Raw genomic sequence first — 23,390 nt, forward strand, 5'->3', positions numbered from 1 at the left:
CATATTGTTATTGGCTATTTCTGACCTTCACAATGAAGGATCAGCAAATTCAGCTCACGCAAGGCAACCGAGAACTTGGCGAATTCGTGGCTTTGCGATGTCTTGAAGTCAGCCAGCATATGGAGCCAACGCTCCAGCAATGGCTGATTTGCCTCAATCCATTGAGCAATGATGGACTCAGCACTGCAGGTTTCGCTGCAGCTTCCCAACACCACAGAGGTCAGGGAGCGCTGTTGCCAGTCCAGTTCCTCACGGAATGCTGCCCGAGCCAGCGCCTGCCAGTGATTGCTGACAGGTTGAGCACTGATCTGCTCCAGGAACCAGTGCAGATCGACCTTGGCACCGAGCTTGAAGTAGGTTTCAGCGACCAGTGCAACAGGCTTGTTCTCCTGCTGTACTATCTGAGCGATATCCAGGGTAGAGAACAGGGTGCTCATATTGGCAATAACTGATGCCACAGACTCAGGAACACCTTCGCGCATCAATGATTTGGCTTCTGCATCCAGTGCGGCAACTTCGTCGGCCATCATAAACTGATGAACATTGGTACGCAGTTCGTCGAATACCGGCTTGAAGAAGGCCACTGTCTGTTCGATGCTCATGCTGCGGTTGCGGTGACGCAGGAACCAGCGACATGAACGACGCAGGTTACGGCGCAACTGATGCAACATCTCACCCTGTACTACCGCAGGAATTACACCGTTGAGATCAGTAATCGCTTTGGTTAATTCAGCCAAACCATAGACTTCGCGTGCAATAGTGTAACAGATGGCCGCTTCAGCGACTGTGGCACCTGTCTCATCTTGCATCCGCTGAACAAAGTTCATCCCCATGTCATTGACCAGTTCATTGGCCAGAGAGGTGGCAATGATTTCGCCCCGCAGTGGGTGGTTTACCATACGGTCCGCATACTGCTTTTGCAACTTTTTGGGGAAGTAGGCAATCAGCAATTGACTGAGGAAAGTATCATCGGTGATTTCAGGCGTCAGCAACTGTTGTTTGAGCACCATCTTGGCGTATGCCACCAACACCGACAATTCAGGACGGGTCAAAGGGCGACCTGCTGCCATACGCTCTGCCAAATCTTCTTCCGAAGGCAGGAATTCCAGCGCTCTGTCCAGTTTGCCCTCTTTTTCCAAATAATGGATAAAGCGGATATGCTCTTTGAGCATTTCGGCGCCACGAACCTGAGTCACTGAAATAGAGCGGGTCTGATCCTTACAATCCTGCAGAACAATGTCAGACACCTCTTCGGTCATTTCGCCAAGCAAGCGGTTACGCTGCTTCATGGTCATCTCACCATCGGCAACCAGACTGTTGAGCAGGATCTTAATGTTCACTTCATTATCAGAGCAGTCCACACCGCCCACGTTATCAACGAAGTCGGTATTCAAACGACCACCGCTGGAGGCGTATTCGATGCGTCCAAGCTGAGTACAACCCAAATTGCCGCCTTCGCCGATAATCTTGGCACGCACATCCTTGCCATTGATCCGCAGTGCGTCATTGGCGCGATCACCCACTTCAGCATTGGTTTCAGACGAGGCTTTAACATAGGTACCGATACCACCGTTCCAGATCAAATCCACTTTTGACTTCAGTAACTCTTTGATGAGCTCTGTCGGTGTCATCGATGCCTTGCCGGTATCCAGCAACTTCTTCATTTCCGGTGTCAGAGAAATTGACTTGGCACTGCGCAGGAAAATACCGCCACCCTTGGAGATAAGGTCACGGTTATAGTCGTCCCAGCTTGAGCGTGGCAGCTCGAACATACGCTTGCGTTCAGCGTAGCTGGCCTTGGCATCCGGTGTCGGGTCAATAAAGATGTGCATATGGTTAAATGCCGCCACCAGACAGGTATGTTCAGACAGCAACATACCGTTACCGAACACGTCACCGGCCATATCACCTATGCCCACACAGGTAAATTCGGTGGTCTGACAATCGATACCAATTTCACGGAAATGCCGCTTGACGGACTCCCAGGCTCCCTTGGCGGTAATCCCCATTTTCTTGTGGTCGTAACCATTGGAGCCACCGGACGCAAAGGCATCGCCCAGCCAGAAGCCATACTCAATCGCGATGGAGTTGGCGATATCCGAGAAAGTTGCAGTCCCTTTATCTGCCGCAACAACAAGATACGGATCGTCTTCATCGTGGCGTACGACATCAGCCGGCGCACTTATTTCACCATTGACAATATTGTCGGTAATATCCAGCAAGCCGCGGATAAACAGACGGTAACATTCCTGTCCTTCAGTGAAGAAGGCTTCACGGCCGCCTTCTGTTGGCAGTTGCTTGCAAACAAAACCGCCCTTCGCCCCCACAGGAACAATCACTGTATTCTTCACCTGCTGAGCTTTCACCAGCCCCAGCACTTCGGTACGGAAATCTTCACGGCGATCTGACCAGCGCAGACCACCACGGGCCACTTTACCGCCACGCAGATGGACCCCTTCGACTCTTGGTGAGTACACGAAGATTTCGAACTTTGGCAATGGCTTGGGCATTTCCGGGATCATCTCAGGCGCAAACTTGAATGAGATGTATGGCTTGCAGTCACCATTTTCCAGCGTCTGGTAGAAGTTGGTCCGCAACGTGGCATGGATCAGATCCAGATAACGACGAATGATGCGGTCATCATCCAGGCTGGACACATCATCCAGCTGACGCTCAACCTGCTCCTGCAGTTTTTCCAGTGTGCGGGTACGCAACTTGGGATTGAACTTACGCACGAACATCTTAACCAGCATCTCTGCCAGCATGGGATAACGGCTGAAGGTTTCTTCAATATATGCCTGAGAGAAAGTCGCATCTATCTGTCGCATGTACTTGGCGTAAGCACGCACAACTGAGACTTCGCGTCCGGTCAGGCTGGTAGACAACACAATACGGTTGAAGCCGTCATCTTCCAGACGTTTGTTCCATACATCGGCCAGCGCACTCTGGAATCTGTCCTGGCAATCTGCCAGATTGGTGGAACTGACGTCCTTGATGGTCATCAGGAAGTCCAGAATCCAATAAGTCTCACCGTCGGCGGTGATAATTTCGTAGGGGCGTTCGTTAATCACCCGCAGGCCGAAATTCTCCAGCATCGGCAGAACATCAGACAGATGAATAGGCTCATTCTTGTGGAACAGCTTGAGACGGACCTTATTGCCGGTCAGGCTGTTTTCCTGAGGCTGATAAAACAACATTCCCAGTTGGTTGCTGTCACTCAAAGCCTCCAGTTGCTGCATATCCACAACCGCAGAACTCGGGAAAACATCCTCTTTGTAACTGCGAGGGAACGCATTGAGGTATTTCTTGCCAAGACGATTACCCATATCGTCACCCAGTGACGTATTGAGTGCACTGTACAGTTTGTCTTCCCAGGAACGTGCCGCCTCAATCAGATCGGTTTCAATCGCTGCCACATCCACATCCATATTATTGTTATCAACATTCACTATGTAGTGAGTCCGTGCCAATGTTGACTCGGAGAAATAAGTGGTAAATTCCACTTCTTTGTCGCTGTTAAAATGCTTGGCCAGAATGCGCTGGGTATCCTCGCGCAACTTGGTGTTGTATCTGTCTTTGGACACATACACCATACAGGACAAGAAACGGCCAAATCCGTCTTTGCGGACAAACAGCTTCAGCTTATCCCTGTCCTGCATTTGCAGTACGCCGCGGGCAAGTGCCCAAAGCTCATCTACACTGGCCTGAATGAGCTCATCTCTTGGCAGATTTTCCAGAATATTGACCAACGCCTTGTGATCATGGGAGCGGGGTGCCAAGCCTGACAGCTCAAGTACCCGGTTGATCTTCTGCGCCAGCAGCGGGATTTCCCGCGGACTGCGGTTATACAGATTCGATGCGTACAGGCCGAGGAATCGGTCTTCACCGACCACCTTACCTTTCTTGTCAAACCGCTTGATACCTATGTAATCCACATAGGCAGGACGGTGAACCCGACTCTTGGCGCTGCTTTTGGTCAGAATCAGCAGGCTCTGATCCAGCGCTTCCTTACGCGCCGACTCAGACAAAGTCGATAACAGCAAACCATGATCAGGCTGATTCTGTCCTGGCTTATTCATCAGGCCCAGACTGCTGGCGACATCGGGAACCAGCTCAAGATCGCCCTCGACCCGCTTGAGGTCGTAGCGGCGATACCCCAACAGGGTAAAATGGTGATTGTTCAAATACTCAAGGAAAGCAATAGCTTCCTCAAGTTCGGCCTTCTCCCCGGGGAAAGGCGATTTTGGCAGCGAGTCAATTGTTTGTTTTAGTTTGTTTGACATGGCCTGCCAGTCATTGACTGAGGCAGCAACATCCATCAGTACCGAGCGCAATTCATCTTCCAGTGACTTGATGTCTTTGGCGCTGCTCTGACGATCAATTTCAATGGCAAATACCGCCACCTTTTCGACGTCCGCCGGCGCACCATTCACTGAGCCCATTTTGGTTACCAGCTCACCCTCTCGCTCAATGGCAAAAGGAGTATGCAGCATCATATGTGCGGTAATCCCCAGGCGGTTAAGTGCCATGCTGACGGAATCCACCAGAAACGGCATATCCGGGTGCACGATTTCAATAATGGAGTGAGTAGACTGCCAGCCGTGCTTCGACTGACTTGGGTTAAACACTCTAAGCAGGCTGTCGCCGGGCTTGGTTGCGTTCAGAGAATTCCACAGACTGAGGGCAGCGCCATACAGATCGCTGTCATTACGTTGATGCAAATCTTCTTTTGACATCTGGGAATAGAGGCCAACGGCGAATTGCTCAACTTGCTTTGCTTGTGTGTGAGGGACTTTGGAGTGAATGAGACTGACTACGTTTTCCAGTAGTACTGAGGGCATTGCATCTTTCAAGGCCATTTTGCTGTTTCCTTAAGCGTCTATGGCAGCGCTTTATCGTTATATACAGGCTCCTACTCATGCTCCGGATCACAGTATTTGTGACCCAGATCATCGTCGGAAGTGTATTACTAAATTCGTCCTAGTTCGAGGAAAATTTTAGAGCGACATTCTCTATTTATCCAGTATTGACGGGGATTTAGTTCAACGGATGAAAAAAACGCCAGCAAAAAAGATTAACTATTCAGAAACAAAAAGGGAGCCTGAGCTCCCTTTATATTTTTACACTTGGCGCCTGCGCCAAAACAGCGCAGCCAGGGCCGGCAAAATAATAATGGCACCGAGCATATTTACCAGGAACATGAATGTGAGCAGGATCCCCATATCCATCTGGAATTTAAGCGCAGAGAAAAACCAGGTACTCACACCAATAGCCAAGGTAAGACCGGTAAATATTACCGCACTACCCCGCTCCATCAGCGCTTCAAAATAAGCCTGCTGCACTGCCATACCATCTTTCAATTTGGCTGACATGGTCGACAGAATATAAATGCCGTAATCCACGCCAATACCAACCCCCAACGCGATGACCGGCAAGGTACTGACCGCCAGACCAATCTGCAGTTGCGTCATCAGAGCCTGAGCCAGAGTCGATACAACATACAGTGGCACAATCACCGCTATCGTCGCGCGAAGCGATTTAAAACTGATAAGACACAGTACAAATACAGCGCCGTAAACATAAATCATCATCGGCAGTTGTGCATCGGCGACCGCTTCATTGGTCGCAGCCATCACCCCTACCGGCCCCGAAGCAAGTTTGAATGTCAGCTGCTCGTTGTCCATTTTCGATGCGAGCTGTTTCACCTTGTTCACCACAACTTCAATGGTTTCGGCTTTATGATCCTTAAGAAACAGATAAACCGGCATCACCGAACAATCTGCATTTAATAAGCCAGAGGTAGTCGGTACCCGACCAATGGCCTGCACCAGGCTGGCGGTGGTACGGGGCAGCAATTGCCACTTTGGATTACCTTCGTTGAAGCCGGCATTAACCTTCTTGGCTACCGATGCCAAACTGGCAGCTGACTCAACACCGGGCGTATTGGCAGCCAGCCACTCAAACTCATCAATTTGTGACAGTACCTCATGATAAGTACAGGCTTCAGGAAAAGCCTCGACAATCACCGTCATCACGTCTGTGGTAATAGAGAAATGATCGGTGATGAAAAAGGTATCCTGATTGTAACGGCTGTCCTGATGAAGCGCCGGCGCACCAGCATGCAGATCACCAATCTTCATCTGATTTGCCTGCTGCAGGCCAAATCCATACAGCACCGCCGTACAGACCAATACCACCACCGCATATTTGGGAGTGGCAAACTTTGACAGCGCCAACCAGATTTTCTGCACCCGGCTATCGCGCGCGGCATCTACACCAAGTTTATCCTGTCGCAAATTGGCGTATGAAATAAGCAGTGGCAGCAACACCAGATTAGTCAGAATAATCACCGCCACCCCGAGAGAAGCGGAAATCGCCAGCTCACGGATAATACCGATATCAATAGCCAGCAATGTCAAAAAGCCTACAGTGTCTGACAGCAATGCCACACCACCGGGAACCAGCAGAGCACGAAACGCCGATGCTGCAGCCGCTTTGGTTTGCTGACCATCGATCACCCGTCTGCGCACCGAATTGATCATCTGTACGCCGTGACTGACACCAATGGCAAAGACCAGAAAGGGTACCAGTATCGACATGGGATCCAATCCAAATCCCACCACTGTCAGCAGCCCAAGCTGCCAAATCACCGCGATCAAACTGCAAACCAGCGGCAACAGCGTCAACATTACTGAGTGAGAGAAGAAATACACCATCACGGCGGTAATGAAGATAGCGATCAGGAAGAACAGCAGCACCCCTTTGGCGCCATCAGCCACATCCCCGGCCATCTTGGCAAACCCTATGATGTGGATGCGGATTTTATCTGATTCAAACTGCGCCCTCAGTTGCTCTTCGAGCTGGGAAGCAAAAGCGATGGTATCCAGAGGCTCCCCAGTTTGTGGATCAAAATCCATCAACTGGGCTGTCACCATGGCAGCCGAGTAATCCTGCGCCACTTCCCGCCCAACAATACCGGCCTTCTCGATATTGTTGCGAACAATCTCCAGTCCCGCTGGTGTATTGGCAAAATCTGCCGGGATGACCGGACCACCGGCGAAACCATCCTCAACCACTTCAGTGAAACGGGTGGACGGCGAATAGAGGGACTTCACCAGCGCCCTATCGACTCCCGGAATAAAAAACAACTGATCCTGCACTTTTCTGAGCGTGTCAAAAAAGTGAGGGTTAAATATATTGCCGCTGGTATCTTCGACCGCCACCATAATGTTGTTGGCACCACCAAAGGATTGTTGGTGCTTCAGGTAGGTTTGCATGTACTCATGCTTGAGTGGGATATTTTTGACGAAGGCAGCATCCATGCGCAGCTGACTGGCCTGATACCCGAGAAACAGCGTACAGAGTGCAAACAGCAAAATGACACCGGCACGCCGCCGAAACAGAAAAGACTCAATTCCATTGACCAATTTTTCTAACATCATTCAGGCCCTGTTGTTATTCTTGTTGGCGAAAAAGCAGATTGCAGACTTATTGCTGCAGCTGAACTACCCCGGCTGTGCCAGACAGCCACAATTGTCCCTGTTTATCCTGGATAACTGCGACAATGCTTTCCCCCTGGCGCTTGGCCAACTCCTGCACCTCTCCTGAAGGCAACATTCTGAGCACCATGCCAGCATTACCGACGAACCAGACGCTGCCATCAGCTGCCCGGGTAGCACCATTAATCGTTGCAGAGACAGGTAAAGCCACCTGCTCAAATTGTTCGAATTGGCTGTCGGTAACAAACAAATGTCCGCGCAGCCCCATCAGATAAATCTTATCTCCGGCTTCTATCGCATTGAACATCGAACCGTCGTAGGTAAAGTCGAGCGCATCAAAGGTCTTCCCGTGATCAGCTGACAGTGCCACTAATCCCTGCTCCCCCAGCAACAACAGACGACCATCATTCAATTGCAGCAACCTGTTGAAGTGAGGCAACAGAAACGCTCTTTCGTTCAGATAGAGTTGCTCATCCCGTCCTTTGAGGTCATTCAGATAAGCCACATCCTCCTCAAACAAAAGTTCATCATGGAATTCTTCCGTCCAGGTCTGACCACTGTCGAGCGTGCGATAAAAAAGGCCATAAGCCCCAATAGCAACACCTTCGTTTTCATTAAAAAACAGTAAGTCAAGGAACGGCTTTTCCAGCTCCACCGACTGATTCTGCAGTGTCCAGGTGGCACCAGCATCACGGGTATGCAAAATAGTGGCATCATGACCAACGGCCCAGCCCAACTGTCCATCCAGGAAAAATACTTTAGTCAACAAACTATCAACCGGTGTGCCAACCTGCTGCCAGGTATCGCCCTGTTGCAACAACACATGCCCTCGCTCTCCCACGGTCACCAGACCATGTTGAGCCAGCGCCAGATCGAGCAACAGGGAAGATTTTGCCAGCGGTTGAATTTGAGAATCGACAGACGTGGCCTGTACCGGCAAGGTCAGCAGTGCCAGGGCACTGACAACAAAGGCGCCACGAAGGATGCAGGACAACATACAAACTTCCTTATACTTTCAGGGCGCCCGATGGGCGCCCCGGTGACAACCAGAATTAACGGATACCGCTGCGGCGCAGCGCATCAGGGGTAAAATCTGACGCATTCAGAGTGGCGTTGAAATCATACATCTGACCTTCGTTATCCAGCCCTATCGCGAGATAACGGCGTGATTGCAGATCATGGAAGACTTCCAGCGTACTCCAGGGGGTAGGTACTTCGTAATAATTCAGATTATGAGCAAAGGCAACACGGTAGAGCTCATCACGATTGTCGTACATATCTGTCGCAGCGACCTGCCATGAGTCCTCATCTATGTAGAATACCCGTGTCTTGTAAACGTGGCGCATACCATCTTTGAGGGTCGCCTTCACTTCCCATACCCGATGTTTTTCCCAACGTACCAGATCAGGATTGATATGACCTGGTGTCAGGATCTCATCGTATTTCACCTTATCTGAGTGCAGACGGTAGTCATTGTAAGGAATGATAATTTCCTTCTTGCCTACCAGTTCCCAGTTGTAGCGTGAAGGTGAACCGTTGAACATATCATAATCATCAGTGGTACGCAGACCGTCAGAGACTGTGCCGGGAGTGTCGAAAGCAACATTGGGCGCCTTACGTACCCGACGTTGACCAGTGTTGTAGGTCCATGCCTGACGTGGCAAAGCCTCCTGATCCATGGTCTCTTTCACCAACAGCGCAGTTCCGGCCAGACGGGCAGGTTGAGACACAACTTGCTTGAAATAAAACAATGTATTGTCTTTTTCCAGCTGCTCAGGTGTGGCTTCCGGACGGGAGTATTCAAATCGCAGCTGCTCGGACAACTCAACCAGCGTGTAATCGCCGCCTTTTGTCGGCGCCGCCTGATTTCGTTCGGTAGTGGCATCTACCCCCCGAAAACGCAGAATGTGATTCCAGATAGCTTCCAGACCATTGGCCGGGATAGGAAACGGTACCCCGATAGCGGCGCCTTTGATTCCATTGCCATCGGCGACCAATTCTGCCGTGCTGGCATTACGTTTGGTGGCATCATAGACATACTGTGGCCAGGACGCGCTGCGGCGGGTTGGATACACATTCATTTTGAAGGTATCAGGATAAAGTTCGAACAACTTCATCTCACCCGGCGTCAACAGATCTTTGTACTGGGCTTTGTTGGCATTGGTAATGGTATAAAGCACTTTATCTTCGGCGTAGGGATCCGGATGATGATCACCCGGTTTGTAACCTGCCACTGGCTTGGTGATACCGCCATCCCAGGCAGGAATAGAACCATCCGCATTGCCAGCCTTCTCTGCCCCCATAGGCGTTAAACTGGTTCCCAATTTGGCAGCATCGGCGCCGGACACTTTGGCATCCGCAGCAGCGGACACCAATCCAACCAGTACAGCTGCAGACAATATCGTTAGCTTCTTCATTTTATTGTCCTTATTAGATTGAATACTTGATATTGAACGACACATAGTCACGATCTGACATCAGGTTGGTTGTTCCTACGCCACCAAAGAAGGAGTTGTAGGAAATATCCAGTCCCCACTGGCTCTGATAATCAAAATTCACTCCCAGCGCGACCGATTTTTTACCTTCGGTAAACAGGAACATAGGATCAGGGGTAATCCCTTTGACGTCGTGAGAGAAAATCATTCTGGCGGACATGTTCACACCGGCAAACACGTTGAAATAATCCGCTTTACCAACCAGACGATAACCCCAGGCAAAATCTGTCGGGAACGGATTGGTTTCGGGCCCGTTATGAAGAGCCTGAATAATCCCGGGCATATCCGGATTGCCGCCGGAGCGTGCAGTTCCCGGACCGTTGAGACGCAACTCATCCGGGCTTGGCATATCGTGGATCCACACCCCGCCAAATTCTGCCAATGCAGTCAGATTGTCAGCCCCCAGCGTAGGACCAAACAGATGAGTCAGCGTCATCTGGGCCTGAGTGGTGTCCCGCAGAATATAACCCTGGGCATATTCACCCGGTCCAACCGGGCCGATGTATTTCCCGTATTGAGACAGGCCATCCAGATCTGGTCTGATTCCGGCATTGGCCAGCTGTTGTGGCATTGCTTCAAACAACAATTCCACATCATCAATCTGCAAAGGTTCATCCTGACGGTGGGCAATTTCCCCGGCAACCGAGGTATCCCCCACCAGAGTGTTAAAACTGAAACCGTAAAGTTTGATGTCTTCTGGATACACAATCTGCGCTTTGGAGAAGCTCCCCAGCTGCAGCATCACATCGCGATCAATATTGCCGGCATTGCGACCGACAATCGCCAGGTCATTCAATATGGTGCCAGTTGAAAAATCGGCAGTGGTCCCGGAGATCAGCGGACGGCGGCTGTGATAATTGATGAAGTACAGACCAAACTCTGTCTCGCCAAGTTCCGGTGCGTAGTAACCCAACTTAACCCCGTACTGGCCATCATCCGCAGGCTCAAGTTCATCCTGAACCAGAGTCACCTTGGTCGGATAAGCCAGTGCCATACCAACCAGTTGCTCCGTCGGCACGGTTTGTCCGGACGCCACAATAGCGGCCAGACGTTCATATTCGCCATTGAGGAAATCCAGATTGATATCAGGGTTGGCGTTGAAACCCAGCTGCGCGTTCTGGTAGTAGCCACCAAAACCGGCAAAATCATTGGTAGAGAAAAACGACCCTGGCGGTGGCACCCAAATCGGCTTCCACTCGTACTGATAGAAGGCTTCAACGGACAAACTGTCGGTCACCCCCAATGAAGCCCACACCATCCCCTGAGGACGGAAAGCTTCTTTCAATTCTGCGCCCGGTGCGTTGAGGATATTGAGATCCACCGGGTTAATCACACTGATACCGTGGGCGATCAGAGTGCTTTCACCCCATGAAATCACCTGATTACCGACTCTCACCGACAACGGATTCTGACCATCGTTGAGGTCAAAATTGCCATAGACAAAGGCATCAAGCAGGCGAATATCCTTACAGATTACCTCTTCTGCCCTTTTATCGGCACAGGGATCGTAGTCAAGCCCTGTCAGCGGGTCACTGTATCCAAAGTCGCCTTTAACTTTCTTGTTGTCGTAAAAATACATTCCCCTGGCGAACAAGCCGAAGTTCTCATACTTTAACGATAACTCGTGCAGACCTTTGACAATCTCAGAAGTGGTATCGCCCTGAGCATAAAGCAGGTTACTCAGATCGTTGTTGCTGGAGTAGGAACCCGGTTGAGCCCAGATCTCCTGCGGAGTGTAAATAATGTTGTTGAAAGCGGAATAGCCGGTCCAATCGAATCTGGGGTGATTCACCTTCCCTATGTATTCCCAGTCTCTGTCTTCCGTCCGCCAGCTCGCGCCAGCCGTCCAGGTCGAGTCAAACGAACCCTCGACATCTCCCCAATTAAAGGAAAACGCATCGGCTTTGGGTATCATCCCGATACTGATGGCCGACGCTACCCCCAATGCTATTGCCGACTTGTTAAATCCGCCTTTAACAATTTTCATTTTAGCTTATCTCCGTAACCTGCCTGGATTCGTTGTTATAGGAATTTCAACCAACATCTCGTTAGCCTACAGGTAACACCATTGTTACAGGAATTGAGCATGATGAGCAAGGCGCAATTTCAGAAAATTTTAATAAGAATTGGGCACTTACCCGTCAATCAGGCGAGATTTTCGGGACTGATATTTGAAAAAACAGGCCATGTATGCCCAATCATCGTTCAACCAGGAGGTAAACGACTTTGGATCAATAACATAGCCTTTAGCAGAAGATAAAAAACCAAACGCTTAAATTAAGCATTCGTTTGAAGTAATTACTCTAGATCCGTTCAAGCGATACCAATTTCCCGTCACGGTTTAATGTGAGCCGGAATTGCCCCTGAATACCCGCTGAAGTGAAAAAAGGTCTGAAATGACGGCAATGAACCCACAGTGTCTGACCACCGTGGGCGTGGACTTCGACCTTATCGACCAGACCCTGGTAGTAAGGCAGAAATTCCCTGTAGGAAAGATGAAGACTGAAAATATATTCCATAGGACAATGCCAGGCCCTGGAGGGAGGGCCTGGCCGAGTTTCCAATCAGGCGCTCAGGGCCCGGTCTACCTTCTCAAATAAATCCCGGGCCAGGTTCGGCATCTGCTTAAGCTGCATTAAACAATCCCTCATCATTTGCTGACGGGCATCGTCAAACTTGGCAAACTGAATCAGCGGAGTCATGATCCGCGCCGCAACCTGCGGATTAACCTGATTAAGTTCTTTCAGACAATCAGTCATGAACTGATAGCCTTTACCATCAGCCCGATGGAACTGCGCCGTATTGGCTGCAGCAAAACTGCCGATCAACGCCCGCACGCGATTGGGATTATTCATGCTGAATGCAGGATGTTGTCTCAAATTCTGGATCCGTTCGATGCAGTGATCGCTGTCCTGAATCGCCTGCAGGGTAAACCACTTGTCCATCACCAGCGGGGTCTTTTGCCAGCGCTGTTCAAACTCGGCCATCATTGTGTCTCTGGCGGGTAAATCCGCTCTGTTGGCAGCCATCAGCGCGCCCAGCGAATCGGTCATATTGGTCGCCTGATTGAATTGCTCAAGCACCAGTGATTCGTGCGCTTCATTGATCTGGCACAACCAGCCCAGACTGGCATTTTTCAGCGATCTGGCGGCAGCCGTATCGATAAAGGTCATAGCGCGATACACCGCCAGCAGTTCATCTTCACAGCCAATGGCCATCTCTTCGAGCACGTACTCCCGGGCAGCCAGCAACTTATCCAAATCAACCCGTTCAACCTGCTCTATCAATGCCTGAGCTGAAGGGATATTAAGAATTTCGGCAACCAGTGCAGGATCCAGTGAGTCATTCAGCAATATGCCCCGGAATGCATCAGCCACTCTGGGGTCAAGCAACATCGCTTCGCCCTCTTCAAGACGTGTGACGTTTTGCCAAATCGCCTGACTGATCAATGCAACGGATGCCTCCCAGCGTGCAACTTCACTGGAGGCGAAACGCATCAGATGGACCAGCTGTGCCACGCTATAGTCATATTTCAGTCTCACCGGTGCGGAGAAATTCTGTAACAGTGACGGTACGACTTCCGAGGGAAGATTATCGAATACAAAAGTCTGGCAGGCATTTTTCACATCCAGTACTTTACTCAACAGCGCTGTACCATCGGCAGCCAGCAACTCCAGATCAAACGGAATATGCAAAGGTAACGCATCACTACCCGCTACTGGATTGGCCTGGCAGATATTCAGTTCATAGCGACCGGTAGCTGCATCATATTTGTCTTTGACGGTGACCACAGGCGTACCAGCCTGTTCATACCAACGACGGAATTGGCTCAGGTCCACACCGGAAGCATCCTGCATGGCAGCAACGAAATCATCACAGGTCACCGCCTGCCCATCATGACGCTCGAAGTACAATTTCATCCCCTGCTGGAAACGGTCTTCGCCCAGCAAAGTGTGCATCATACGGATCACCTCAGCGCCCTTGTTATAGACAGTGACCGTATAGAAGTTATTCATTTCAATCACAGACTGAGGCCGGATAGGATGTGCCATCGGCCCGGCATCTTCAGCAAACTGCTGGTTTTGAATGACTTTAATCGCCTGGATACGATTAACCGCAGACGAGCCCATATCAGCACTGAACTCCTGATCGCGAAATACCGTCAATCCCTCTTTCAGGCTGAGCTGGAACCAATCACGACAGGTCACCCGGTTGCCTGTCCAGTTGTGGAAATATTCATGACCCACGACGGATTCAATACCGTGAAAGTCGTCATCCGTCGCACTGTCACTGTCCGCCAGCACATACTTGGTATTGAAGATATTCAGCCCTTTATTTTCCATCGCCCCCATGTTGAAGAAGTCCACGGCGACCAGCATGTAAATATCAAGATCGTATTCAAGGCTGAAGCGCGACTCATCCCAGGCCATCGCTTTTTTCAGCGAAGCCATGGCATGGCCAGCTTTCCCCAGATTGCCTTTGTCGACAAACACCTGCAGCTTAACATTACGGCCGCTTTGGGTGACAAAATCGTCTTCCAGCAAATCAAAATCGCCGGCGACCAGTGCAAACAAGTAAGATGGTTTCGGGAATGGATCCTGCCAACAGGCGAAATGACGACCGTTTTCGAGCGCTCCCTTGTCAACCAGATTACCGTTGCTCAGCAGGAACGGAAATGCATTGTCGGCCTCGATACGCACATCATATTTCGCCAGTACATCAGGCCGATCGAGGAAATAAGTAATACGTCGGAAGCCTTCCGCTTCACATTGAGTGCAGAACGCACCATCAGACATATACAAACCTTCCAGGCTGGTATTGGCCGCAGGATTGAGCAGAGTCACCACTTCCAGCGTAAATTCGGCATCCGCAACCGCTATCTTGAGTCCACCTTCAAATAATTCCGCATCTACCGGTTTACCATTGACGCTGACAGATTCCAGTTGCATGCCTTCACCATCAAGCACCAGCGGCGTAATGGCGTTGGAAAGGCGGCGAACCAAACTGGTTGCAGTCACCCGGGTAGCCTGTCCGTCGAGAGAAAAATTCAGGGAAATTGCATCGATGGTGTAATCCGGAGCCCGGTAATCTTTTAAATGTTTTGCCTCTGTCTGTGACATTTCACTTCAATCCTTCTTCATTTCAGTGACAAAAAACGCGCCAGAAGCGCGTTTTTGAGAGGGGTTGCCGGCATCAGCCCGCTTTATGTTTGGCAGTTTGCTCAACATCCACCATGTCGAGCGTGATCAGCGCGGTTTCTTCCAGGAAGGGATCCGGAGTTTCCAGCTCATCCTTGTCAGCAATTTCATCCAGCGCTTTAACCGGCTTGAGTCCGGCGGCCACCCGACGCTCGTTGGTACGGGCCAACGCTTTGCTGTCTTCCTCGTCACGCGCTTTTAGACGCTCAGATTCTACCAGTGAGATTGATTTATCATCATGTTTCTTCTGGTATTCGGCGATGTCTTCAAAGATGTAGGCAAATTCGCGGTCCTGTTTGATGCGCTGATCATGCTTTTGTGTCAGTGCACCAACCAGATTGGCAGAGACATCACCCAAAGTCGTGTATTGCGCGACAGGCACCTGATCCCAGGGCAATGCATTCTTTTCTTCTGCCTCACCATATTCCCCCGGTTTTAACGCGCTGGGGAAAGGAATATCCGGGGTCACACCCTTAAGCTGAGTACTGCCGCCATTAATACGATAGAACTTGGCAATGGTGTATTGCACATGCCCAAGGGGTTGATCGTACATGTCATACATGCGCCCCAAGCCCTTATGCTGCTGCACGGTGCCTTTACCGAAGGTTGATTCACCCACGATCAGCGCACGATTGTAATCCTGCAGTGCTGCGGCAAAAATTTCAGAGGCAGACGCACTGTATCTGTCGACCATCACGGTCAGCGGACCGTCATAAGCCACTTTGCCATCGTTGTCACGATTCTGGGACACACGGCCACTGGCATCACGAATTTGAACCACGGGGCCCATGTCAATAAACAAACCGGTGAGCAACGTCGCTTCAGTCAGTGCGCCGCCGCCGTTGCCTCTGAGGTCAATCACTATGCCTTCAACCTTGTCCGCCTTGAGCTTCTCCAGCTCTTTTTCAACATCGCGGGACAGATTCATATAAAAACCCGGGATTTGAATCACCCCAACCTTACGGTTGGCGTAGGGACCTTCCTCCATTTCAACCACTTTGGAAGTGGCGGCTCTGTCTTCCAGACGCACCTGATCGCGGACGATGGTGATTTCCACGGGTTCAGCATTGGATCCGCCCTTTTTGGGCAGCACCTGCAAGACAACTTTGCTGCCTTTTGGACCTTTGATCAGCTCAACCACATCATCCAGTCGCCAGCCAATCACATCAACGACCTCTTCGCCCTCCTGACCAACACCAATAATGCGGTCTTCGGGGGAAAGTTGCTCACTTTTGGCAGCCGGGCCACCGGCAACCAGTGATTTAATCACGGTATAGTCATCATCCATCTGCAATACCGCGCCGATACCTTCAAGGCTGAGGTTCATTTCCATCTGGAAACGTTCGGCATTGCGGGGGGAGAGATAACTGGTGTGTGGCTCGACGGTCAGAGCGAACGCATTCATGACGCCCTGAAACACATCTTCACTCTTGGTTTGTCCAAGACGCTTAATGGCGTTGTTATAACGCTTGGAAAGGATCTTGACGATCTCATCCCATTTCTTACCGGTCATCTTGAGGTTCAACGCATCATACTTGACACGCTGACGCCACAGCTCGTTCAGTTCAGCTTCGTTTTTTGCCCAGGGAGCATCTTCACGATCGTACTCGTAAGCGTCACCGGGCTTATTGAAATCCATTGGCTCATCAAGCAATGACAGCGCGTAAACAAATCGTTCGTATCGACGCTTCTGCGCCAGATCGTACATCTGGTACGCCTTATCAAGATCGCCGCTTTTCAGCATGTCGTCGAATTGGTCGCGAAACGCATTAAAGCTGTCAACATCGGCCTGAGTCAGCACGTTGCGACGATAATCCATCTGCTGCAGATAACGATCGAAAATCTGCTGGGAAAATGCGTCATTCAGATCGAATCTGTGGTAATGAGAGCGGGTCAACAGACCGGTTACCCGCTTGCTCGCCACTTTATGTTGTGGCTCTTGCGTAAGCGTGGGTAACTCGTTGACTTGAATTGCCGGGGAAATGGCCCACGCCGACATCCCGACAAACATGGTTGCAATGGACGCGGCAATAGTCAGTTTTCGCATCAACAAGTTACTCCTTTACGATATTGATTACACCAGGATGTGCTCTACACGTACTTTTACAGTCAGACCGGTATCCAGCTGTACGTGAACATCCTCTTTGTTAATGTCGACAACCTGTCCTTTCACTGGTGTCATACCCAGTTTGACATTAACACGCTGATTTGGTTTCAGCTCGCTCAGCTGTGCAGGCACCAGATTTTCCACCACGGCAGGCGCCTTCTTGGTCATTGGCTTATCCTGACGCTTGGCTTTGGCTGGGCGAGGCTTGGTAAACTCTTTCTTGGCTTTGGCAGCAGGTTTCTTGCCGGCGTTGTCTTTCTTGGCCTGCTCTGCACGCTTGGCGCGGGCTTTATCCTGGCTTTCTTTCAGCGTTGCCTGAGCGTGCTCAATGTGTTGAGCTTCCAGTTCACCGCAAGGATTACCATCCAAATCAACACGCTGTGCGCCTTCTTTGATGCACTTCAGATAGCGCCAGCTACTAGTATAGCGTCTCAGGGCTACGCGCAACTGGGTCTTACTGACTTTGGAATCATCAGCCAACCTATCAGCCAAATCCTGAAACAATCCAATCTTGAGCGGCTTAGTTTCACCTTCAGCGATAAAGCACAAAGGAAATGTTTCATACAAATACGCCAGAATAGCGTTGGTGTCGGTCAACTTTTCTGTTGATTCCATCATTACTTCCACAGTTATATTGCAAATCAGCAACGGTAAACATTTGTTGTACCCACAATGCCGATTCAATCAGTCAATATTGCCAAGTGATATCACTTAGCGTCAAAAATCATTCTGTTACGGGCTGTTTCCGTAACCCAAACATACCCTATGGAGTTGCTCTCGCCAAGGGCAGGCAACGACCTCGATACAGGACATGGCCGCTTATTATAAGCCGCACTCAGGTGAATGCGACCATGATTTACATTAAAGCGGTCAATGTTTAAGCAAACAATGCAATTTCAAGGGTTTTAACCAGTATCTCCAGTCCCTGCTGATCGTCTGCGCTGAACCGATTGTGCAAAGGACTGTCGATATCGAGCACCGCAATCACTTCACCGGCATGGTGCACCGGAATAACGATTTCGGCATTGCTGGCGCTGTCACAGGCAATATGCCCCTCAAACTGATGCACGTCATCCACCCGCAGGGTGGAATCCGTGGCCGCACTGGTTCCGCACACGCCTTTACCCCAGGGAATTCTGGCGCAGGCAACTTTGCCCTGAAACGGGCCCAGTACCAATTGTTCATCTTGTTTGATGTAAAACCCTACCCAATTAAGATCCGGCAGCGTTTGATTAATCAGTGCGGAAAAGTTAGCCATGGCCGCAATCATATTGGATTCACCACCCAACAAAGCCTCAGCCTGACGGTTCAGAGAGTCATAACATACCTGATTCATGCAATTCCTCAGTCGGTTTTTACCGCCGGTTTGCGAGCGGTCTTCTTGGGAGTCTCTGGGGACTGGGCCTTAACCGGTGCCCCACCTTTAAGCAAGGATGATAGCTCATCTTTCTGATTTGCCATATAAAAAGCCAGCTTTTCCCAGTCGGCTTCGGCAACTTCTATTTCACAACGCTGAAGAAAAGGCAGCAGGTTGTCGGCGATATCCAGCATTTTGTCATATGCATCCGCCTCCTTTTTAGAAGTAAACGTCATCTTCTCAACCCCTTCTCTTACCACGACATATTGAATCACGACCGCCATGATTTACCCCGTATTAGCGAACACTGTTTTTATATACAGTAAAATAGTGACACAGTCCGCCACTCAATATCAACCAGAACCGCCGACTCAGAATTAATTACTGATATTTCAACGTAAAACAATTAGTATGGAGCCGGATTTCCGTGACGCCAGCCACTATCGGCAGCAAGAATTTGTAACACTCTGACCGTTTCAGCGGGTGATGCGCCAATAATGCTGGTAACTTATACTTTTGAGCTCAGGACAATCGGATAACAGGACCCAGGGTCGCTGACTTACAGATGGATTCAAACTTTCCCCGACATTCAACCCAACGCGACAGTGGCTTATTACCACCAGTGGTATTGTGCCGCTCCTGCGATTTGGTGGTTAGCCGACATGTGCTGCCTCAGGGTGTCAGAGCATTATGTCCCCGGTGTCACACAGCGTTGTATGATACGCCCTATTGCTCGATTAATGGCATGCTGGCTATCTGTCTGGCAGCGCTGTTGCTGTATCTTCCAGCCAATTTGCTGCCGGTGATGGAACTGCAGTTTTTCGGCTCAGTGCGTACCACTACAGTCTTTGGCGGCGCAGCTGCGGTGCTGGAGCAGGGATTTCCTGTAGTAGCCATTGCCGTCATGGTGGCGGCAGTTATCGCCCCCGGCTTATTAATCCTGTCGATTCTCAGCCAAATCCTGCTGGTGAAATACGCCCTCAACACAGGTTGGGGACGGGCACTGCTGAAATTGTTGCTGACCCAACAAAGTCTGCTGACCCAGCTGAGTATGCTGGAAATCTATCTCATCAGTTTTCTGGTTTCTGCTTTTCAGCTCTCGGATCATGCGGATATTTATTTCAATATTGGCACCTTCTGTTTCACCATGCTGTTTTTGTCAGTGCTGTTTCTGCTGAGGGAGTACGACCAGCAGCACATGTGGAGTTTTCTGGATGACCACTAGTCTTCAGGGCAAAGACATAGGCCTGTGCCTGTGCCCCGTGTGCCAGCGCAATAATAAGGTCGCTGACGGTCATTGCCCCCGCTGTGGCACACCGTTGAGATGCCGCAATCTGGCCAGCCTGCAGCAAAGCTGGGCGCTGCTGATCACCGCCGCAGTGTTACTGGTCCCCGCCAATATCTACCCTATTACCATATTGACCAGTCAGGGCAAGATTGCCTACGACACCATATTTTCAGGTATCGCGCACCTTATCCATCTGGATATGCTGCCCATCGCCATTATCGTATTTACCGCCAGTATCGCAGTGCCCTGGCTCAAAATCATCGGCCTGGCAATCTACCTCACCGCCATCACCTTCAAGTTACCCATTCCCAAACGGGTACTGATGACGGGGTTTCACATTATTGAATGGATAGGTCGCTGGTCCATGCTGGATCTGTTCGTGATTTCCATTACCGTTGCCCTGGTGAATATGGGGCAACTGATGGATGCCAAACCCGGGCCCGCAGCCACTGCATTTGCCCTGGTGATTCTGTTTACTCAACTCGCTGCCAAAGTGCTGGACACACGTTTACTCTGGGATCGACTGGAAGCTCAAGATGACGCAAGCTCAACCGCCGAAAATCGTTAAAAAGAAACTCTTTTCCCCCATCTGGCTGCTGCCCTTGGTGGCCCTGGCTCTCGGCGCCTGGCTGGGAATTAAAAGCCTCAGGGAACAAGGGATTGAAATCGAGATCCACTTTCCGAGCGCCAGTGGTATCGATGTCGGCAAAACGCTGGTGCGTTATCAGGGGTTGAACATAGGTAAAGTAGTGGACATAGGACTGGACAGTGACCTGTCAGGCGTCGATGTGAAAGTACTGATGGATTACCGCGCCCAGCCGTTTCTGAAGACAGGTACCCAATTCTGGCTGGTCACCCCAAAAGCCTCGATCAGCGGTGTCGAGGGCCTCGATGCCCTGTTTTCCGGTAATTATATCGCCGTTCAACCGGGCACAGGCGAATCCGAAACCGACTTTGTCGCCCTCAACGAAGCGCCGGCAATGCTGCCCGGAGAGCGCGGCATGGTGGTGGATCTCAAAGCCGCCCAACTTGGGTCTGTCGATGTCGGCTCTCAGGTATTCTTTCGTCAAATCCCGGTCGGGGATGTGGTCAGCTACAAACTGGAACCCGATCAAAGCATCAGTATCAGCGCCTTTATCAAAGATCAGTATGCCTATCTGGTGAAAACCAATTCAAAATTCTGGAATGTATCCGGGGTTTCGGTAAATGCCTCATTGCAGGGCGTCAACATTCAAACCGAGAGTCTCAGTGCCATTCTGGCCGGCGGCATTGCCTTTTCATCAGATCCCGGTGCAGAAAAAGCCGCTCACAATATGGCATTTACTCTGTATAACAACAAAGAGCAGGCTCTCGGCGGGGTGAACTTTACCCTCGCGGCGTCCAATGCCGAAGGGCTTGGTAAAGGCAGCGCCATCCAGTTCAGGGGCATTCAGGTTGGTGAGATCAGCTCAGCCAGACTCTCAGCCAGTGGCGTTACATTGCAGGCCAGACTGTTTGATGATTACCGGGAGCTGCTGGCTGGCAGCAATCAGTTTTATCTGCAGGGTGCCGACATTTCCCTCAATGGCATCGAACATGCCGCGCGTTTGGTGACAGGCCCCGTGATTGAAATGATCCCCGGCCAGGGCGACGCCCTCAGTGAATACCCATTACTGGCAAGCCGCCCACAAAATAACAGCGACAAACTGCAGCTGCGCGCGGTAAGCACAGACAACCCGGGGCTCAGCATCGGCGCCCCCATCCGCTACAAAGCGTTTGATATCGGCAAAGTCACTTCTGTGGCACTGGCGGCCGATTTTTCCAGAGTTGAATATGAGCTGGAAATTGACGATGCGTTCAAACCATTACTGACACAGGGCAGTTACCTGCTGCCTCAGTCTGCGTTGCAGGTCGATGCTTCTCTGGCCGGTGTATCGGTTAAAACGGCTGATGCAAGCACTCTGCTGAAAGGCAGTCTGAATTTGGTGCGAGGCCAGGGTAAACCGCTGCAGGGCGAACAGTCTGTACTGAACATCTACCCTTCAGCAGAAGTGGCAACGGAGCAACTGACAGCCTCTGCCAGACAACGCGTCAGCCTGCGCAGTATTGATGGCGCCGGAGTCAGCAAAGGCTCACCTGTGTATTTCCGCAAAATGCAGGTTGGTGAAGTCACTGCCGTGCAGTGGCAATCCGGCAGTCAGGACTTTTTGGTTGAACTGGCCATCGACAAACCTTTTGTCAGCCTTGTCGGCAGCAATACCGTATTTTGGCAAAACAGTGCACTGGAGATGAATGCCAGCCTTTCTGGCGTGGATGTGAAAGTCGCGCCATTAAAAGGGGCCATTGCGGGCAGTATTGGTCTGGGCCAGCTTGAATCCGGCGAAGTGCTGGATGGTAAACAGCTATACAGCAGTGAAAAGCTGGCGCTGGCGCAGGCACGGCAAATATCACTGACCTTCCCTGCCTCCGCGTCACTGAAACCGGGTGCTGCCATTCGCTATCAGGGTTTTCAGATTGGTGAGGTTCAGCATGTAGCGCTTGGTGATGATCTGCAGACAGTCAAGGCACAAGGCTGGCTTTATGGTCAATATGCTGATGAGTTCATGAGGGTAGACAGTCAGTATTATCTGGTCAGCGCGCAAATATCACTCGCGGGTATCAGTGCGCCTGAGACGTTACTCACCGGTCCCTATATTGCTGCCTTGCCTGGCACCTCGGCTACCACAAGCCAACAGTTTACCGGCAAGCTGCAGGCAGGTCTGTATCAGGACAGTGAACCTGACAGCCTGAAACTGACACTGGTACGCCCGCAGCTGGGCTCAGTCAAAGTGGGCACGCCCCTGCTCTATCGCGGCATTGTGATTGGTGAAGTGAAGGGATTTGATCTGCAAACCAGCGGCCAGCAGGTGCAAATCTACCTCACCGTTGAAGCCAAATACCGCCATCTTATCAATCGCAGCAGTAAGTTCTGGGATTACTCCGGCATCAAAGTGGATTTTGGTCTGTTTTCCGGTGCGCAGGTTGAAACCGGCAGCGTGGAAAATATTCTGGCAGGAGGCATAGCCGTAGCGACACAGGATGCCAACGCCGCGGATAATCAACTTTCCGACCATGCGGTAATGTCGCTGTATAACAAAGCTGAATCAGAATGGCAGGAGTGGCACCCATCGCTGCGTTAAGGGCCAGGGCATAGCCTCTGTGGCAATGGGACTTGCGTCGAAAAAAGGGATGTCATGCAACATCCCTTTTTTATACCAATTTCATTTGGTCGTTGATCTGTTTCAGCGGGAGTTCAATGGGCTTGAGACAAGGTCATTAACCGCTCCCCGGCAACTGCTCCTGCGTAGCTCTAACTCCTGCATCCATGCAGTCGTGCGTCAATGACATTCGCCACATCCTTGTGGCTTGCGAGCTGGCAAAGTCATAGTGGTTCTATGCCTAAACAACTCAATGCAGTATCAAGTGCA

General features: G+C 50.8%; 14 protein-coding genes. 3 read left to right on the forward strand and 11 right to left on the reverse strand.

Going from position 1 to position 23,390, the window contains the following annotated elements; genetic code table 11:
- Nucleotides 1-14: 14 nt before the first annotated feature.
- From ACRRUX_RS03655 to ACRRUX_RS03705, 11 genes are all read right to left on the reverse strand, one after another.
- Entirely contained in the window at nucleotides 15-4,859 is a 4,845-nt protein-coding gene (locus tag ACRRUX_RS03655; RefSeq protein ID WP_432527259.1) for an NAD-glutamate dehydrogenase, read from the reverse strand.
- A 261-nt stretch (nucleotides 4,860-5,120) separates the two neighbouring features.
- Nucleotides 5,121-7,439: an efflux RND transporter permease subunit gene (locus tag ACRRUX_RS03660; RefSeq protein ID WP_432527325.1), complete on the reverse strand. Its 2,319-nt coding sequence runs from the start codon at nucleotides 7,437-7,439 to the stop codon at nucleotides 5,121-5,123.
- A gap of 49 nt (nucleotides 7,440-7,488) precedes the next feature.
- Complete coding sequence (locus ACRRUX_RS03665) at nucleotides 7,489-8,496, reverse strand: YCF48-related protein (RefSeq protein ID WP_432527261.1); 1,008 nt, start codon at nucleotides 8,494-8,496, stop codon at nucleotides 7,489-7,491.
- A 55-nt stretch (nucleotides 8,497-8,551) separates the two neighbouring features.
- Nucleotides 8,552-9,916 (reverse strand): DUF1329 domain-containing protein, encoded by a 1,365-nt coding sequence (locus tag ACRRUX_RS03670; protein WP_432527263.1) that lies wholly within the window; start codon nucleotides 9,914-9,916, stop codon nucleotides 8,552-8,554.
- Between the two features lie 13 nt (nucleotides 9,917-9,929).
- Complete coding sequence (locus tag ACRRUX_RS03675; RefSeq protein WP_432527265.1) at nucleotides 9,930-11,981, reverse strand: DUF1302 domain-containing protein; 2,052 nt, start codon at nucleotides 11,979-11,981, stop codon at nucleotides 9,930-9,932.
- A 316-nt stretch (nucleotides 11,982-12,297) separates the two neighbouring features.
- Nucleotides 12,298-12,513, reverse strand: a complete 216-nt coding sequence (locus tag ACRRUX_RS03680; RefSeq protein WP_432527267.1) for a DUF2835 domain-containing protein — start codon at nucleotides 12,511-12,513, stop codon at nucleotides 12,298-12,300.
- A 45-nt stretch (nucleotides 12,514-12,558) separates the two neighbouring features.
- Nucleotides 12,559-15,114 (reverse strand): aminopeptidase N, encoded by a 2,556-nt coding sequence (gene pepN, locus ACRRUX_RS03685; RefSeq protein WP_432527269.1) that lies wholly within the window; start codon nucleotides 15,112-15,114, stop codon nucleotides 12,559-12,561.
- A 73-nt stretch (nucleotides 15,115-15,187) separates the two neighbouring features.
- Entirely contained in the window at nucleotides 15,188-17,239 is a 2,052-nt protein-coding gene (gene prc / locus ACRRUX_RS03690) for a carboxy terminal-processing peptidase (protein ID WP_432527271.1), read from the reverse strand.
- Between the two features lie 27 nt (nucleotides 17,240-17,266).
- A complete protein-coding gene (proQ, locus tag ACRRUX_RS03695) occupies nucleotides 17,267-17,914 on the reverse strand; it encodes an RNA chaperone ProQ (protein WP_432527327.1) in 648 nt (215 codons plus the stop codon).
- Nucleotides 17,915-18,176: 262 nt separating this feature from the next.
- Nucleotides 18,177-18,635 (reverse strand): GAF domain-containing protein, encoded by a 459-nt coding sequence (locus ACRRUX_RS03700; RefSeq protein ID WP_432527273.1) that lies wholly within the window; start codon nucleotides 18,633-18,635, stop codon nucleotides 18,177-18,179.
- A gap of 8 nt (nucleotides 18,636-18,643) precedes the next feature.
- Entirely contained in the window at nucleotides 18,644-18,940 is a 297-nt protein-coding gene (locus ACRRUX_RS03705) for a YebG family protein (RefSeq protein ID WP_432527275.1), read from the reverse strand.
- Nucleotides 18,941-19,221: 281 nt separating this feature from the next.
- Here ACRRUX_RS03705 and ACRRUX_RS03710 point away from each other — a divergent pair, with 281 nt between their 5' ends.
- Genes ACRRUX_RS03710 through ACRRUX_RS03720 form a run of 3 tightly spaced genes read left to right on the forward strand, consistent with a single transcriptional unit; the run spans nucleotide 19,222 to nucleotide 23,102 of the window.
- Nucleotides 19,222-19,881, forward strand: a complete 660-nt coding sequence (locus ACRRUX_RS03710; protein WP_432527277.1) for a paraquat-inducible protein A — start codon at nucleotides 19,222-19,224, stop codon at nucleotides 19,879-19,881.
- Complete coding sequence (locus ACRRUX_RS03715) at nucleotides 19,871-20,512, forward strand: paraquat-inducible protein A (protein ID WP_432527279.1); 642 nt, start codon at nucleotides 19,871-19,873, stop codon at nucleotides 20,510-20,512. The genes ACRRUX_RS03710 and ACRRUX_RS03715 overlap by 11 nt, the downstream gene beginning before the upstream one ends.
- Nucleotides 20,481-23,102, forward strand: a complete 2,622-nt coding sequence (locus ACRRUX_RS03720) for an MlaD family protein (RefSeq protein ID WP_432527281.1) — start codon at nucleotides 20,481-20,483, stop codon at nucleotides 23,100-23,102. The genes ACRRUX_RS03715 and ACRRUX_RS03720 overlap by 32 nt, the downstream gene beginning before the upstream one ends.
- The last annotated feature ends 288 nt before the right edge of the window (nucleotides 23,103-23,390 follow it).

The sequence above is a fragment of the Shewanella sp. GXUN23E genome, from assembly GCF_050865035.1.
Lineage (GTDB): Bacteria > Pseudomonadota > Gammaproteobacteria > Enterobacterales > Shewanellaceae > Shewanella.

Excerpts from the sequence above, each read along its gene's own strand:
- ACRRUX_RS03655 (WP_432527259.1), bottom strand. The coding sequence starts at position 4,859 with ATGGCCTTGAAAGATGCAATGCCCTCAGTACTACTGGAAAACGTAGTC.
- ACRRUX_RS03660 (WP_432527325.1), bottom strand. The coding sequence starts at position 7,439 with ATGTTAGAAAAATTGGTCAATGGAATTGAGTCTTTTCTGTTTCGGCGG.
- ACRRUX_RS03665 (WP_432527261.1), bottom strand. The coding sequence starts at position 8,496 with ATGTTGTCCTGCATCCTTCGTGGCGCCTTTGTTGTCAGTGCCCTGGCA.
- ACRRUX_RS03670 (WP_432527263.1), bottom strand. The coding sequence starts at position 9,916 with ATGAAGAAGCTAACGATATTGTCTGCAGCTGTACTGGTTGGATTGGTG.
- ACRRUX_RS03675 (WP_432527265.1), bottom strand. The coding sequence starts at position 11,981 with ATGAAAATTGTTAAAGGCGGATTTAACAAGTCGGCAATAGCATTGGGG.
- ACRRUX_RS03680 (WP_432527267.1), bottom strand. The coding sequence starts at position 12,513 with ATGGAATATATTTTCAGTCTTCATCTTTCCTACAGGGAATTTCTGCCT.
- pepN (WP_432527269.1), bottom strand. The coding sequence starts at position 15,114 with ATGTCACAGACAGAGGCAAAACATTTAAAAGATTACCGGGCTCCGGAT.
- prc (WP_432527271.1), bottom strand. The coding sequence starts at position 17,239 with ATGCGAAAACTGACTATTGCCGCGTCCATTGCAACCATGTTTGTCGGG.
- proQ (WP_432527327.1), bottom strand. The coding sequence starts at position 17,914 with ATGGAATCAACAGAAAAGTTGACCGACACCAACGCTATTCTGGCGTAT.
- ACRRUX_RS03700 (WP_432527273.1), bottom strand. The coding sequence starts at position 18,635 with ATGAATCAGGTATGTTATGACTCTCTGAACCGTCAGGCTGAGGCTTTG.
- ACRRUX_RS03705 (WP_432527275.1), bottom strand. The coding sequence starts at position 18,940 with ATGGCGGTCGTGATTCAATATGTCGTGGTAAGAGAAGGGGTTGAGAAG.
- ACRRUX_RS03710 (WP_432527277.1), top strand. The coding sequence starts at position 19,222 with ATGGATTCAAACTTTCCCCGACATTCAACCCAACGCGACAGTGGCTTA.
- ACRRUX_RS03715 (WP_432527279.1), top strand. The coding sequence starts at position 19,871 with ATGACCACTAGTCTTCAGGGCAAAGACATAGGCCTGTGCCTGTGCCCC.
- ACRRUX_RS03720 (WP_432527281.1), top strand. The coding sequence starts at position 20,481 with ATGACGCAAGCTCAACCGCCGAAAATCGTTAAAAAGAAACTCTTTTCC.